This window comes from Flavobacteriaceae bacterium (genome assembly GCA_003443635.1).
In the GTDB taxonomy this organism is placed as follows: domain Bacteria; phylum Bacteroidota; class Bacteroidia; order Flavobacteriales; family Flavobacteriaceae; genus AU392.
Genome location: CP031964.1, coordinates 2514549 through 2529205, shown reverse-complemented (window position 1 = coordinate 2529205; position 14657 = coordinate 2514549). Strand labels below are relative to the sequence as shown.

Sequence of the window (14657 nt, the reverse complement as noted above, 5' to 3'; positions counted from 1 at the left end):
AAGAACACCAAGCACCATGAAAAAAGCTCAATCTTTTGATTGAGCTTTTTTATTTTAATTCTTTAGAAGTGACTAATTACCTCCTGCAGTTAAATTTTTCATTTCAGTTTCTATCATATCATAAAACTGATCAATTTTAGGAAGCACAACAACACGTGTACGTCTGTTTCTTGCTCTATTTTCTGCAGTATCATTATCTACTAAAGGAACATAAGAACTACGTCCAGCAGCAATTAATTGACCTGGATTAACACCAAGCTCTTGTAATACTCTAATAATAGATGTAGAACGTTTTACACTTAAATCCCAGTTATCTAATAACACTCCTTTTTGATAAGATCTACTATCTGTATGTCCTTCAATCATTGCTTCAAAATCAGGTTTGCTATTTATAACTTTAGCAACTTTACCTAATACTTCTTTAGCTTTAGTAGTTACATTATAACTAGCAGTCTTAAATAATAATTTATCAGCAATAGAAATGAATACAACTCCTTTTTCTACATTAACTTCTATATCAGGATCATTAATCCCTACTTCACGTTTTAAACTAGTTACTAATGCTAAAGTAACACTATCTTTTCTAGAAATTGCATCTTGTAAACGTGTGATTTTTAAATCTCTTTCTTGTAGGCTTTCTAAAGATTTTTCAAGGTTTGTAGCACCTTGTGATGTTAATTCTGTAAGATCTTGTGAACTTTTAATTAAAGCATCATTACTTCTACGTAAATCAGCAAGTTGTTCTTTCATAGATTCTACACGAGCATTAGCAGCAGCTGCATCAGATAAACACGCATTAAGCTTAACGGTTGCAGAATTTAGTAAGTCTTGAGTTTCTTTTTGTTTTGCTTCAAGAGCAGCGTATTCTTTTTTAGAAACACAAGAACTCATCAATAACATTCCTAATACACTAAATACTAAAATTTTTTTCATAATTTGTTAATTCAATTTCCTTTATAATATCTCAAAAGTATATAAAAATAGCTTGCTAACCCCTGTATTAACAAAATTTTTGCTAACTAAGTTATAAACTTTTATAAGTCTTCTTATTTTTTACGAAATACAGCCAAATAATCGATGTTTTTTTATAATAATTGGAACTTTGTTTTAATTCTTTTCTCTTTTTTAATAGTTGAGGCAAATACTTATAAAATGAAAAGTGAGCTTTTAATATTGCTATGATATGATTTAATTTTAATTGAGTTAAAAATTTTAATCCAGCTAAGCCATCTAATAACAATCTGGTAAATATTAATAGAAAGAGATTTCTTTTTGCATTTTTAATTAAAATAAAAAGATTGTTTCTAAAATTTAAATATGTTTTTTTTGGATTTGAAGCATTTAAAGTAGCTCCTCCAAGATGATATACAGTTGAGGTTGCCACATATTTTATATCATACTCTAAATTTTTTGCTTGCCAACATAAATCTATTTCTTCCATATGCGCAAAAAATGATTCGTCAAAGCCATTAAGTTGATTAAAAACTCTTTTTCTTATAAATAAACAAGCTCCAGAAGCCCAAAGAATATCTACAGAATCATCATATTGGCCATTATCTTTTTCAACGGTATCAAAAATACGTCCTCTGCAATAGGGATATCCATATTTATCGATAAACCCGCCAGCTGCACCAGCATATTCAAAATGATCTTTTTTTTTGTAATCAAGAATTTTAGGTTGAATAATCGCTGTGCTGACTTCTGATTTAAAAGTGTTTATAATTGGTGCAAGCCAATTTTTGGTAACTTCTACATCGCTATTTAATAAACAAAACACATCTGCTTCAATATGTTTTAAAGCATCATTATAACCTTTTGCATATCCTCCATTTTCTGCATTTTGAATAATTTGAATTACTGGAAATACTTTTGAAAGAAAAGCAATAGAATCATCAGTTGATGCATTATCTGCAACATAAATATCTGCTTCTTGAGAATGTTTTACAACAGAAGGTAAAAATTGTTCTAACAATTGCTTCCCATTCCAATTTAATATAACTACTGCAAGTTTCATAAGCTATACCGTGGAATTTCTTTTAAAAACTCGTAACGCTCTTTGTTTAAATCCATTTTACAATAATAATGATTAATTCCATTGGTAATCATTAAATATTTGGCATTTAGTGAAAGGTTGTATCTAGCAATTTGATCAAAAGTGTGTTGAGTAATATTTATTTTAGGGGATTTACATTCTACTATAAGATAAATACTTCCATCAGGGTTGTATACCACTATATCATAACGTTTTTTTAAATTATTAATAATGAGTTCTTTTTCAACATTTATTAAAGATTTTGGACAAGACTTCTCCAAAATCAAATGTTTTATACAATGCTGTCGAACCCATTCTTCAGGCTGTAAAACCATGAATTTTTTACGAATCTCATCAAAAATAAACGTTTTATTTTCCCTATTTTTGAGTCGAAATGAAAACTTTGAAAAGTTAAGATCTTGCATTAAAAAGGATTACATTTTTTTCAAAGTTAACCTTCAATAATCAAATACCCAACCTCTAAGTGTAAAATTGAAGTTTGGGATTTTAAAAATCAGAATTTAGGTATTTTGGACGACGTTAAACAGCTTGTTGCAGATATTAAGAATGGACATATAAAACCTATTTATTTTTTAATGGGAGAAGAACCTTATTATATCGATAAGATCTCTAGTTATATTGAAAGTAATGTGTTGACTGAAGAAGAAAAAGGGTTTAATCAAATAGTACTATATGGGCGTGATGTTACTGTAGATGATATTATCTCAAATGCTAAGCGCTACCCTATGATGGCAGAGCGACAAGTAGTAGTAGTTAAAGAAGCTCAAGATTTATCAAGATCGATAGAAAAACTCTCTAATTATGCCGAAAACCTTCAATTTTCAACAGTTTTAGTTATTAATTATAAATATAAAAAAATTGATAAACGTAAAGCGCTTTATAAAACACTTAAAAAAATAGGCGTTGTTTATGAAAGTAAAAAGCTTTACGAAAATCAGGTTGCAGATTGGATTCGTCGTGTATTATCTCCATCAGGATATACAATAACTCCAAAAGCAGCTCAAATGCTTGTAGAGTTTTTAGGAACCGATTTAAGTAAGATTAGTAATGAGTTAGATAAACTAAAATTAATTATTTCAAAAGATACTCAAATCACACCTGAGCTTATTGAAGAGAATATTGGAATTTCTAAAGATTATAATAATTTTGAATTACGTAAAGCTATTGGAGAAAAAAATGTATTAAAAGCACATCGTATTGCAAATTATTTTGCTGAGAACCCTAAAGATAACCCAATGGTAGTGACTGTTTCTTTGCTATTTAGTTTCTTTTCACAGCTATTGCATTTTCATGGATTAAAAGATAAATCTCCAAGAGCCGTAGCTTCTGCATTAAAAGTTAATCCTTACTTTGTAAATGATTATATAACTGCTGCGAAATACTATCCTATGAAAAAAGTGAGTCAAGTTATTGGTATTTTAAGAGATTTTGATGTTAAAAGCAAAGGAGTAGGTGCTAATGCAGTTTCACAAGGTGATTTATTAAAAGAACTTCTATTTAGAATATTAAATTAATTACTATTTAGTAGTTTTAAAAATTCTGATTTATACTTCTGACCAATAGGAATGGTTTGCTCGTTAATTGTAATTTGATTGCCATTTACAGTGTTTAATTTTTCTAAATTTATGGCAAATGATTTGTGAGTACGAACAAATTTATATTTCTCTAAAGATTTTAATAGATTACTAAAAGTACTATTGGTAAGTATAAATTTATTTTCTAAATGAACTTTTACATAATCTCCAAAAGCTTCGAGATATATAATTGAAGATGGAGTAATTTTATGTAGTACTTTATTAGATTTGATTATAATTGATTCTTGTGCTTTAAATCTTGTATTAACTGTTGTTTGTTTATGAAGAACTTTATTGACAGCTGTAAAAAAACGTTCAAACGAAAAAGGCTTGAGTAAATAATCAATAGCGTTTAATTCGAAACCATCAACAGCATATTGTGGATAAGCTGTTGTGAAAATAACATTTGGCGAATTTTGTAATGACTTGTAAAAGGTAAGTCCAGAAATTTTAGGCATATTAATGTCTAAAAACAAAAGAGTTATCGTTGTATTATTTTTTAAAACCTGTAAAGCTTCTATAGCATTATCGCACACAGAAACTAGTTCTAAAAAATCTATGTCAGAAATAAATTTTTTAAGTACATTCTGAGAAGTAGGCTCATCATCTATTATTATACATTTAATTTTCAATAGTTTCCAAGTTTAGTATTACTGTAAATGTATTATTTGTTTCTTTAATCTCAAATGTATGTGTATTAGGATAAACAATCTCTAAATTTTGTTTGATGTTCTCTATACCTAAACCTGAATGTTCATCAATTTTATCTAACTCACTTTCAGAACGATTGTTCTCTATGGTCAAGTTGAATTGATTCCCATTCTGTATGATGTTTATATTTATAAATGTGTTTTTTGTATCACCTTTTATACCGTGTTTAAAACTATTTTCAACTAAAGGGAGTATAAGCATTGGATAAATACGATAAGTGTCATTTTCGATATTGTAATTTAATTTAATATGCTCTGTAGATTGCTGTCTGAATTTTTGGAATGCTATATAATTTTTTAACAATAAAAGCTCTTCTTTTAACAAAACTCGTTCTGTATTTGAATCGTAAATAACATATCGTAAAATATCTGATAACTGTACAATTGCATCTTTAGTTTCTTCCTTTTTTTCAAGAGCTAATGCATAAATTACATTTAAAGAGTTAAATAAAAAATGAGGATTTATTTGTGACCTAAGCGATGCTAATTGTGTTTGAATTTGCAGGTTTTGTGTTCTTAATAATCTATTTTCATTTTGATTAAAATAAAACCAATCTTCTGATAATTTAATTAATGCAGTACCAATTAAAAATACACTAAAAATAATAATGAGTTTTGTATTTGAATGATAAGATATAAAAAAATAATTAGGGAATATTATGTCCAATAACGGATTAAAAAAATAGATATGCAATTGATTAAATACTAATAAGTTTAATAAAAATAAAATTACAAATAGTATGTATTTTTCTTTTTTTAAAAATTTTGGAATTAATATATATAAATTAATAAGTACAGGAATGATTAGAGTAGCAAGAAAAGCACTTGTATAGATATAATCAATTTTTATAGGAGCATTTCCTTTAGTAAAAAGAAATAATAAAATTATAAAAGAACCAAACCACAGGATTATATTAAATACAATAGGTCTGTGGTTGTTATTTAGTTTTATTAAATATTGATTTAATAACATGTTAATCTATTTATAACTCTCTTTTAAGGTTTCGTAATTGCTTACTTTACTCAATGTAAATTTTGTATCTGACTCCCATTTATTTTTAATATCAGATTTCACATATTTTTCTAAAAATTGGTAAAGCTCTTCTGAAGATGCAGATAAGACATAATCACTATTATCACTATCGCTTTCAGTCGGGCTAACAATTTCACGTTTTAATTTAACCTTACTCTCTTTATAAAGATCATTTAGCCTACTACTATCTAACCAAGTTAGTTTTATTTTCTTGTTATCTAAAGATTCTAATTTTGCTACTGAGTGTGTTTTTAATAGATGATTTTCTAATAAATCACTTGTACCTAAGTCTACAAAATCATAAGGAATAAAATCAATGAAGACTTCATCTTTTATTTTAAAAGGAACAGCCATATATGTTTCAGCATCTTCAATATTTTCTTGTTCTTTTTCAAGATAACCTATAAGATAAGCATCTTTAAGCTCTTTGTAGATTTTTAAATCTTCTTGTGTTAAACTATTAAATAGCGAATCTTTTTTTTGTTCTGTATAAATATCTATAATAGAAAATACAAGCCATTTAGATCCATTGCTGGCTTCCCATTTCCCTAAAAGATTTTCTTGAAACTCTATAGCTTCTTGTGTATAAAATGGCTTTAGAGATTTGACTATACAAGAGCTAAACATTATAAATGTGAGTAATACTAAAATGTGCTTGAATTTCATGATTATAAATTTAATGATTATGATGTCAAAACAAACGTAATGGTAATAGAGAATAAAAATATTTCGACAAACAAGAGCTTACTCATGCCAAACACTATTAAAATAGTAACTTTGGTTTTTAAAATTTAAAAAATGCAACAGATTACAGATACCATTTTAATGATTCGCCCTAATAATATTAGAGCCAATGAGCAAACAGTTTCTAGTAATTATTATCAAAAAAAAGTTATAGTAAATGATGCTTTGCAAGTTCGTGCAAAATTTGAATTTGATACTTATGTAAATAAACTCAAAGATGCTGGTGTAAATGTTATCGTCTATGAAAGTGATGATGACTTAGATACGCCCGATGCTCATTTTCCTAATAATTGGATATCACTACACAGTAATGGAAATGTAGCTTTATATCCTATGTATGCAAAAAATAGACGTTTAGAGCGCCGTGAAGATGTACTCGATTTTATTGAACAAAATGGCTTTATAATCGAAAATGTAATTGATTATTCGAGCGCTGAAGATGAAAGCGTATTTTTAGAAGGAACTGGTAGTATAGTACTGGATAGAGATAATCATAAGGCGTATTGTGCAATATCACCTCGTTCTGACGAAAGCTTATTTATTGAATTTTGTGAAGATTTTGAGTATACACCTATTGTATTTATTGCCAATCAAACTGTTAATGAAGAACGAAAAGCAATTTATCATACCAATGTGATGATGTGTATAGCTGAAACTTTTGCAATAATTTGCTTAGAGTGCATAGATGATAAAAAAGAACGAAAAAATGTTATAAAACACCTTAAAACTAGTGGAAAACAAATTATAGAGATTTCTGAAGATCAAGTAGCACAGTTTGCTGGTAATATGTTACAAGTTAAAGGGAGTAATAATAAACGTTATTTAGTGATGAGTCAATCTGCTTGTAATTCGCTAACAAATAATCAAATTAATGCAATTAAATCGAATTGTGATATTATATCTAGTGAAATTAGTACTATTGAAGCTTGTGGTGGTGGAAGTATAAGATGCCTTATGATTGAGGTGCTTTTACAAAAACTGGAGAATTAACTTCTATATTTTTATAATACTCATGCATAGTTTCACTTTTAGGAAGTTCTACATAAAAACGACTTCCTAAATTAGGTTCGCTTTCTACCCAAATACTTCCTTTATTTAACTCTATTAACTGCTTACAAATAGATAATCCTAAGCCAGTACCTTTTTCATGGTCAGTACCTTGTGTAGTAAATCCTTGATTTTTAAATAATTTTTCTTGATTTTCTTTAGAAATACCTACGCCAGTATCTTCAATAGAAATTAAAGCGTGACCGTTTCGTTGTCTGTTAGATACTGTTATAACATCCCCAACACTAGAAAATTTAACAGCATTAGCTAATAAATTCTGTACAACAATTTCAATCATACTTCGATCAGCAAAAATGAAATCTTTATAGGATTCGTTAATTAATACGAGCTTCTTTTTTTCAGCTTTTTTCTTAATTAAACTAATTTTTTCGTTAAATACATCCTGAATATTGAATAACTCAGGTTTAGGATCTAAATTTTGCATTTGCGATTTAGACCAATTTAATAAGTTTAAAAGGAGAGCAGAAGCATTATCTGCATTATTGCTAAGTTCGGGAATGAGCTCATCAAATTCTTTTTTAGAAATACTATCTTCTTTTAATAGATCTAAAAATGCTTTTATGGAAGTTATAGAATCTTTTAGATCATGAGAAACAATAGAAAACAACCTATCTTTAACAAAATTTGTTTCCTCAAGATTAGAGATTTGTTTTACAGTAGAGTCACTTTCTTCCTTAAGTTTATTGTTTTCAACTTCTAATTTTTTTGCATGTGAATCTTTGTTTTTAACTTTAGCTATTGCAATAATTATAGAAATTACCAAAAGCGCTAGCGCTCCAATTAAACCGTATAATAAATAAGTAGGGTTTTTAAAAAAAGATGTCGTTTTAGCTTCAGAATTATTGGAAAGTGTTGTTGAAGGTTCTTCTTCTCCAAAATTAGTTTCTGTAGGGTCAGGTTCTTCAATATTAATAATAGGAACTGGCGTGTTTTCTATTCTAATTTTTTCTCTTAAGTCATAATATTCTGTTTGCCACCTGATAACTCTTCTATAATTTTTTTTCAATAAATCAATATCTATTCTGAGTTTATAATTTTTAAGTAACTCATCGTCATCATTAATTTCTCTAGCTATTGCAAAAGCTTCATCTATTTGACCTTGTGCTAATATTACTTTCTCCTTTCTTATATTAATTCTTGCAACTCCATTTAAAGATTTTAAAATTCCTTTTTTGTTTTTTGTAGTTCTGTTTAATCTTAAACCTTGAACTAGAAATTTTTCTGCATTTACAAAATCATTAAAACTCAAATACTCATCTCCTAAATTAGATAACACATCACCTCTCATTTCTCTATCTTCTCTAGAATCACTAACGAGATCTAATACTTTGTTATAATATTCAATCGCTTTACGATGTTCTTTTTGAATAGAATAGAGTGAAGCAATATTATTGGTAGAATTCTTTATTCCTTCAGTATCTAATATTTGTTCTCTAACTTCAAGGGCTTTAAGGTTAAATGTTATAGCATCCTCTATTCGATTGGTATTATAATAAGCTTCAGCTAGATTATTATAAGCTAAACTAAGTTCGTTTTTTAGATTTTTACGTTCAAAAATACCTATGGCAGACAACGAATACTTTAATCCTTTTGAAAAATTACCTCTTTTAATTTCTATAAGACTTAAATTGTTATTTACCTTAGCAATACTTAAAGAATCTCTTAGTTGCTTATATAAGTTTAATGACTTGTCGTAATAATCTAAAGCATTATAGTAATCATCTTTTTGAGCATAGATAAGTGCTTTAAAATACATTATATCTGCATCTCCTTTTTTATACTTTAGATCTGACGATAATTTTTCTGTTTCATCAATGTATGATTGTGCTTTTCTATAATCACCAGAATTATAAAAGGATTCAATAAGTAGTATTGAAGTATTTACTTTAGTTGTGTCTTGTGCTTGAAAAGATAATTGTAGTGCGAGACTATCTTGCTCGGATGTCTGAGAGACTCCAGAGAGAGAGATCAATAAAATAGCAGTTAAAGTAATTAACTGTTTCATATACCGCAAGTGGTTTTAGGTGCAACAAAAATCCTTACCTAAACTTGCCTTGAGGGAGAGGAAAATTAAGTATACACTACAAAACAGAATAATATTTTTATAACAAAATGCAAGTGCTATAAAATTTATTATAATTGGTCAATAGCATTTAGAAGACAAAAATTAACAAAAGACTTTTAAATGCCTAATTTCTGCGTTTTAATGCTAAAAAATTAGATGAAATGGAAGATAATTTATTTTTATAAAAATCATTATCGACCAATGGTAAAAAACATGGAAAAACTACACTTTTATCGATGAAATGCATGTTTAAATTAATGTATTGATTATCAAATAGTTAATTATTTTTTGAATTAAAAAACTACATTAATTGTATAGCATTTTTTAATTAATATTGAAAGAAAATCTGACAAAGTAATCATGTGAGAATAATTGTGAAACCTCAACTTTTATAGTAATAAAAATAGATAACAACTGAAGATGATTTCTGTATTATATACTTTAATAAAAATTCTATCTTTGCAGCCTAATTTATCTATTTAATGACGATTCAAGATTCCTTATCTATTCATATTAAACAAGCCTTAATGTCTTTGCATAATGTAACTCTAGATTCAGTTGAGTTTCAGGCAACCCGTAAAGAATTTGAAGGAGATATTACTGTAGTGATTTTTCCAATGCTTAGAGTGATTAAAACAAACCCTGTAAGTTTAGGGGAGGCTATTGGAAACTATTTAGTGGAACACGTAGAACTAGTTAAAGCATTTAATGTTGTTAAAGGGTTTTTAAATATTGTTATTGCAGATTCGTTTTACTTTGATTTCTTTAATTCTATTAAAAACAATTCAAAATATGGCTTTATAAACCCTATTGAAGGAGATAAAGCGGTAATGGTAGAATACTCGTCACCTAATACAAATAAACCTCTGCATTTAGGACATATTCGAAATAACTTATTAGGTTATAGTGTTGCCGAAATTATTAAAGCATCTGGTAAAAAAGTTTATAAAACCCAAATTATAAACGATAGAGGTATACATATTTGCAAAAGTATGTTGGCGTGGAAACGATATGGTAATGGAGAGACTCCTGAAAGTACTGGGTTGAAGGGTGATAAGCTTGTAGGTAATTATTATGTAAAGTTTGACCAAGAGTATAAAAAAGAAATAAATAGTTTAGTTACACAAGGAAAACCTGAAGAGCAAGCAAAAAAAGAAGCGCCAATATTAATTGAAGCTCAGCAAATGCTTTTAAAATGGGAAGCTGGAGATGAAGAAACAGTATCGTTATGGAAAACGATGAATGGATGGGTATACGATGGTTTTGAACAAACATATAAAAATTTAGGTGTAAACTTTGATAATTATTATTACGAGAGTGATACCTATCTCTTAGGGAAAGAGTTTATTTCTGAAGGGTTAAAAACCAATGTGTTTTTCACAAAAGAAGATGGTTCGGTTTGGTGTGATTTAACAGATGATGGTCTTGATGAAAAAATTGTATTAAGAGCTGATGGTACAGCTGTATATATGACTCAAGATATAGGTACAGCTATACAACGTATAAAAGATCATCCAGACATTGGTGGTATGGTTTACACTGTAGGTAATGAGCAAGATTATCATTTTAAAGTTTTATTCTTAATATTAAAAAAACTTGGTTTTGATTGGGCCAAAAACTTATTTCATTTAAGCTATGGAATGGTTGATTTACCTAGCGGAAAAATGAAAAGTAGAGAAGGAACTGTTGTGGATGCCGACGATTTAATTGTTGAAATGGCATCAACAGCGGAGGAAATATCTCAAGAATTAGGAAAGCTAGAAGGGTATTCTGAAACTGAAAAACTAGAATTATATAAAACTATTGGATTAGGAGCTTTAAAATATTATATTTTAAAAGTAGATCCTAAAAAACGAATTTTATTTGATCCAAAAGAATCTATAGATTTTCAGGGGAATGCAGCGCCATATATTCAAATGGCTTATGCGAGGATTCAATCTATTATGCGTAAATCAGATATAGGTACTAATGTTACATTGAACCAAGTGGAAATAATGTTGCATCCAAAAGAGAAGGAACTCATCAAACAATTACAGTTATTTCCAGAAGTCATCCAAAATGCAGCACAAAATCATAGCCCAGCATTAATTGCGAACTATACTTATGATCTTGTAAAAGAATTTAATTCATTTTACCAAAATGTATCGATTTTAGGAGCAGATAGCACTAACGAAAAAATATTTAGAGTACAACTCTCTAATAGTGTTGCCAATACTATTAAAAACGCATTTAGTTTATTAGGAATACAAGTGCCTAATCGTATGTAATTATTAATTTACTGGAAAAATTATGAGCTTATTTAATGCCTTTCGGGTAGGTGTATCTCCTAATGTTTCAAGTGTAGTATGCAATTCTACTAAATCAGAAACTTTTAGAGGTAATGTTTGTTCTTCGGGATGATATTTTGTTCCAATAGGATAATCTACACCTGGTGCTGTTGTCATTTCAATATGATTACCTAAAATATACGAAACGCTATTTATTTTAGTAAATTCTACTAAAGTTTTAATACTCTGTTTAAAAACCTGCCAATCTTCAATGTATAAACGCCCTGGATAAACAGTATCTCCAGTAAGTAATAATTGAGTTTCTGGATCATAAATTGCAATAGATGCTTTTTGATGCCCAGGAATAGGTATAATGTTCAATTCACGATTTCCTAAATTAAAAATAACTTGTTCGTTTGGCCAATCTTTAATATTAAAAAAACTTGAAACATCGGTTTGTTTTAATCCTATAACGGTTGTATTAGGTTTATTTTGAAACTGTTCATCTGCTGCAAAATGATCGCCATGACCATGTGTATGTGCTACAATTAACTCTACTGTCGTATTATTATGGTTCTGCCAATTTTGTATAATTTTATTCACAGTATTATATAAAGGAAAACTTTCAGCTTCTTTAGTTGCTCCGGTATCTATTAATAAGGTCTTTTCTTGTCCAATGAATAAAAACATAAATGGAGCTTCATAATTTAAGCATTTGTTCTGTCGTAATATCCAGGTATTTGCATTGTATTGCACAACTTGTATGCTTGGATCTGTATTTGTATCACAATTTTCTGATCCATGAATCCAAACTTGAGTATTTAGATCAGTTAGCTTTTCTGCGGAAGAAGAATTACAACTATTAAATAATGCAGTAATTAAAAAAGAAAAAAATAAAGATTTACACATAGCTTACTTAGTCCTGAAAAAGATTGATAGTAAATATATAATAAAAGAAAATGCTTCAAAATCATTCTTGAAGCATTTTAGTATTAGTTTATATTGTTTTATTTTTTATCGATTGAATATTTACCTGGGCCTGCAAAGAATATCGTAATAAAGATTATTAGATATAGTAATGCCTTTTCTTTTGTTCCTATTGGGTCAGATGCGTGATAAACAAATGCAGCTACTGCCATTGTTAAGATCACAGGAATAGTTGCTAATTTTGTTTTATATCCAATAATAATCAATGCTGGACCTACAACTTCGCCTATAATAGCTAAAATTAAAGTGATAGTAGCTCCAAGTCCTATAGGGTCTGCAAATTGAATGGGATCTGCAGAGAGCCCACTAATTTTTGGAATACCATGTGTTAAAAGTAGGGCAGAAGCTCCAATACGTAAAATAGCCAACGCTAAATCTGTTTTGTTGTTTTTCATCTGTTTTATTTATAGTTAGTTAACAAGTTTAAGAAAAACTTTTTAGAAACGGGTAGAAGAGACCTAGAAATTTAAAATGTAAATTTACCAAAACTAATATTCACCTTTCAATAAATTCACACTAACAGTAGCTAATTCTGTATCAGGGAATCTAGAAAAATATTTAGGATTTGGACTCAAACCTGCTTCCGTTGCTATTTTGTTAAAAACATCTACTTCTAAAATAAACTGATCTGAATAACCATGTGTCGCATCATAAGCAGTCGTAGCTGTTTCTCCAAGATGTTGTGCTACTAATTTGGGATTGATAGTATGAAGCTCTATAATTAATAAACCAAACTGTTCTACATAAGGTTTCCACTTTTTTAAATGCTCTAATAAAGAATCTTCTACTAAATTATTACTGATGCGTTTTCCTTTATATGTATATGCTCCACTCGAAAGGCTTGTTCTATTAGTTTCTGATTTTGGAGTCTCCCAAATGCGATTATGATCTAAAAATGTACGTACATTAAGTAAATCTTTTAATTGAATACCATAATCATCTTCTAAATCTTTAGCTAACAAATCTGGCCTACCTATATCTCCCCAAATTACTTTTGCCCAAATATCAGCTTTTATTAAATTTGCCCTAGTTACTTTTAAAGCTGCTTTGTTAAAATCTGCTCCAACTAATAATAATGGATATTCTTCTAGCATTTTTCCTCTTATAGTTTGATGCTCTATAATATCAAATATGTGTTGTATAAATGCACCATTTCCACATCCCATATCGAGAATCCCTTTAGGTTGCTCATTTATTGGTTTATTAAAGAGTTTAATAATAATTTCATCAATTACCTTAAAATAGGTTGAATGTGCACCACCGCTTCCCCATACATTCATCTCTCGATGAACATGCTTCTCTATGTCATCTGGCGATTGAGTTTTTAAAACTAATGGGTCACCAAAAATAAGATCATCTAACCTTAAAAATGTAGGTAAATATGAAACCGTAACACCATAAGCGCTAGCCCGTTTAGCAAAAAACAATCCTTGATCAGTAAATTGATATGTATTTTTCTTTTTAGAAAACCATCCTAAAAGGGCTAAGAAATCAAGAATTTTTTTAAAACTTTCAGGATCTTTATGATATTCATGAGCACTAAATGAAGCATCCATAAAATACTTGTGAAAAAAACCATTAACACCTAATAAGACAATAATAGGGCCAACGATAACTCCTTCAATATGTTTTAATATTTGATATTCTATGCTATCTTTTTGAAGATTATCAGTAAACCCAAAATTCTCTTCATATTTTTTAAATATTTTTTCTAATACAATAAAAGCATCAGGACCTATGCGTTCACTTGGAAAGGCTACAGAGTAAGAAAGTAAATTAACGGCATCTTCATATAAATGTACTAAAGAAAAAGCTGTAGTACTTTTATCATTTGTTTCATAAGAAACTGTATCTGATACATTATCTAGATGCTGAATTAGCCACCCTTGAGAACATAAAACACGTAGTGCAATATTAAAGTACCCTTCATTGGCATTAAAATAAGAGGTTAAATCTGTTAGATTAACTTTTTTATGCTCTAATAAATAGTTTAGAACCCCTTTTTTATGTAATGAAAACGCTGTAGTAGTTGTAGCGATACCATCTAGATGTCTAAATATAGTAGCTCTTAATTCTGTTTTACTTTGTTTTGTTAGCATATGTTGAGTTAAAAGAAATCTAAATATATAAAAAAAGACCACTCTTTTAAGAATGGT

General features: G+C 28.7%; 13 protein-coding genes. 3 read left to right on the top strand and 10 right to left on the bottom strand.

Annotation, left to right across the window (positions count from 1 at the left end):
* Positions 1-72: 72 nt before the first annotated feature.
* From D1817_11520 to D1817_11510, 3 genes are all read right to left on the bottom strand, one after another.
* Positions 73-933 (bottom strand): hypothetical protein, encoded by an 861-nt coding sequence (locus tag D1817_11520; GenBank protein ID AXT20492.1) that lies wholly within the window; start codon positions 931-933, stop codon positions 73-75.
* Positions 934-1024: 91 nt separating this feature from the next.
* A complete protein-coding gene (locus tag D1817_11515) occupies positions 1025-2014 on the bottom strand; it encodes a glycosyltransferase family 2 protein (protein AXT20491.1) in 990 nt (329 codons plus the stop codon).
* Positions 2011-2457 (bottom strand): restriction endonuclease subunit R, encoded by a 447-nt coding sequence (locus D1817_11510; protein ID AXT20490.1) that lies wholly within the window; start codon positions 2455-2457, stop codon positions 2011-2013. The genes D1817_11515 and D1817_11510 overlap by 4 nt, the downstream gene beginning before the upstream one ends.
* A 105-nt stretch (positions 2458-2562) precedes the next feature.
* On the opposite strand from D1817_11510, the gene holA reads away from it, so the two are divergent.
* The gene (gene holA, locus D1817_11505) at positions 2563-3567 is read left to right on the top strand and encodes a DNA polymerase III subunit delta (protein AXT20489.1); all 1005 of its coding nucleotides are present in this window, start codon (positions 2563-2565) and stop codon (positions 3565-3567) included.
* Here holA and D1817_11500 read toward each other — a convergent pair.
* The 3 genes from D1817_11500 to D1817_11490 are packed head-to-tail and all read right to left on the bottom strand — an operon-like array spanning position 3564 to position 6036.
* Entirely contained in the window at positions 3564-4259 is a 696-nt protein-coding gene (locus tag D1817_11500) for a DNA-binding response regulator (protein ID AXT20488.1), read from the bottom strand. The two genes, holA and D1817_11500, sit on opposite strands and share 4 nt — an antisense overlap.
* Positions 4249-5310 carry a hypothetical protein gene (locus tag D1817_11495; GenBank protein ID AXT20487.1) on the bottom strand — a complete coding sequence of 354 codons (1062 nt, stop codon included), beginning with the start codon at positions 5308-5310 and terminating at the stop codon, positions 4249-4251. Before D1817_11495 ends, D1817_11500 begins: the two co-directional genes overlap by 11 nt.
* Before the next feature lie 6 nt (positions 5311-5316).
* Positions 5317-6036 carry a hypothetical protein gene (locus tag D1817_11490; GenBank protein AXT20486.1) on the bottom strand — a complete coding sequence of 240 codons (720 nt, stop codon included), beginning with the start codon at positions 6034-6036 and terminating at the stop codon, positions 5317-5319.
* A gap of 132 nt (positions 6037-6168) precedes the next feature.
* Between D1817_11490 and D1817_11485 the strand changes: the two genes are divergently transcribed.
* Positions 6169-7104 (top strand): amidinotransferase, encoded by a 936-nt coding sequence (locus D1817_11485; protein ID AXT20485.1) that lies wholly within the window; start codon positions 6169-6171, stop codon positions 7102-7104.
* On the opposite strand, the gene D1817_11480 is transcribed toward D1817_11485, so the two are convergent.
* Entirely contained in the window at positions 7067-9187 is a 2121-nt protein-coding gene (locus tag D1817_11480) for an ATP-binding protein (protein AXT20484.1), read from the bottom strand. The two genes, D1817_11485 and D1817_11480, sit on opposite strands and share 38 nt — an antisense overlap.
* 542 nt (positions 9188-9729) lie before the next feature.
* Between D1817_11480 and D1817_11475 the strand changes: the two genes are divergently transcribed.
* Positions 9730-11514 (top strand): arginine--tRNA ligase, encoded by a 1785-nt coding sequence (locus tag D1817_11475; GenBank protein ID AXT20483.1) that lies wholly within the window; start codon positions 9730-9732, stop codon positions 11512-11514.
* 3 nt (positions 11515-11517) lie between these two features.
* Here D1817_11475 and D1817_11470 read toward each other — a convergent pair whose 3' ends face one another.
* The 3 genes from D1817_11470 to D1817_11460 form a co-directional block, all read right to left on the bottom strand.
* Positions 11518-12423 carry an MBL fold metallo-hydrolase gene (locus D1817_11470; GenBank protein AXT20482.1) on the bottom strand — a complete coding sequence of 302 codons (906 nt, stop codon included), beginning with the start codon at positions 12421-12423 and terminating at the stop codon, positions 11518-11520.
* A gap of 98 nt (positions 12424-12521) precedes the next feature.
* A complete protein-coding gene (locus tag D1817_11465) occupies positions 12522-12896 on the bottom strand; it encodes a DoxX family protein (GenBank protein AXT20481.1) in 375 nt (124 codons plus the stop codon).
* A gap of 93 nt (positions 12897-12989) precedes the next feature.
* Positions 12990-14600 (bottom strand): class I SAM-dependent methyltransferase, encoded by a 1611-nt coding sequence (locus D1817_11460; GenBank protein ID AXT20480.1) that lies wholly within the window; start codon positions 14598-14600, stop codon positions 12990-12992.
* Between the last annotated feature and the right edge of the window lie 57 nt (positions 14601-14657).

Excerpts from the sequence above, each read along its gene's own strand:
- D1817_11510 (AXT20490.1), bottom strand. The coding sequence starts at position 2,457 with ATGCAAGATCTTAACTTTTCAAAGTTTTCATTTCGACTCAAAAATAGG.
- D1817_11470 (AXT20482.1), bottom strand. The coding sequence starts at position 12,423 with ATGTGTAAATCTTTATTTTTTTCTTTTTTAATTACTGCATTATTTAAT.
- D1817_11490 (AXT20486.1), bottom strand. The coding sequence starts at position 6,036 with ATGAAATTCAAGCACATTTTAGTATTACTCACATTTATAATGTTTAGC.
- D1817_11485 (AXT20485.1), top strand. The coding sequence starts at position 6,169 with ATGCAACAGATTACAGATACCATTTTAATGATTCGCCCTAATAATATT.
- D1817_11465 (AXT20481.1), bottom strand. The coding sequence starts at position 12,896 with ATGAAAAACAACAAAACAGATTTAGCGTTGGCTATTTTACGTATTGGA.
- D1817_11480 (AXT20484.1), bottom strand. The coding sequence starts at position 9,187 with ATGAAACAGTTAATTACTTTAACTGCTATTTTATTGATCTCTCTCTCT.
- D1817_11475 (AXT20483.1), top strand. The coding sequence starts at position 9,730 with ATGACGATTCAAGATTCCTTATCTATTCATATTAAACAAGCCTTAATG.
- D1817_11495 (AXT20487.1), bottom strand. The coding sequence starts at position 5,310 with ATGTTATTAAATCAATATTTAATAAAACTAAATAACAACCACAGACCT.
- D1817_11460 (AXT20480.1), bottom strand. The coding sequence starts at position 14,600 with ATGCTAACAAAACAAAGTAAAACAGAATTAAGAGCTACTATATTTAGA.
- D1817_11520 (AXT20492.1), bottom strand. The coding sequence starts at position 933 with ATGAAAAAAATTTTAGTATTTAGTGTATTAGGAATGTTATTGATGAGT.
- D1817_11515 (AXT20491.1), bottom strand. The coding sequence starts at position 2,014 with ATGAAACTTGCAGTAGTTATATTAAATTGGAATGGGAAGCAATTGTTA.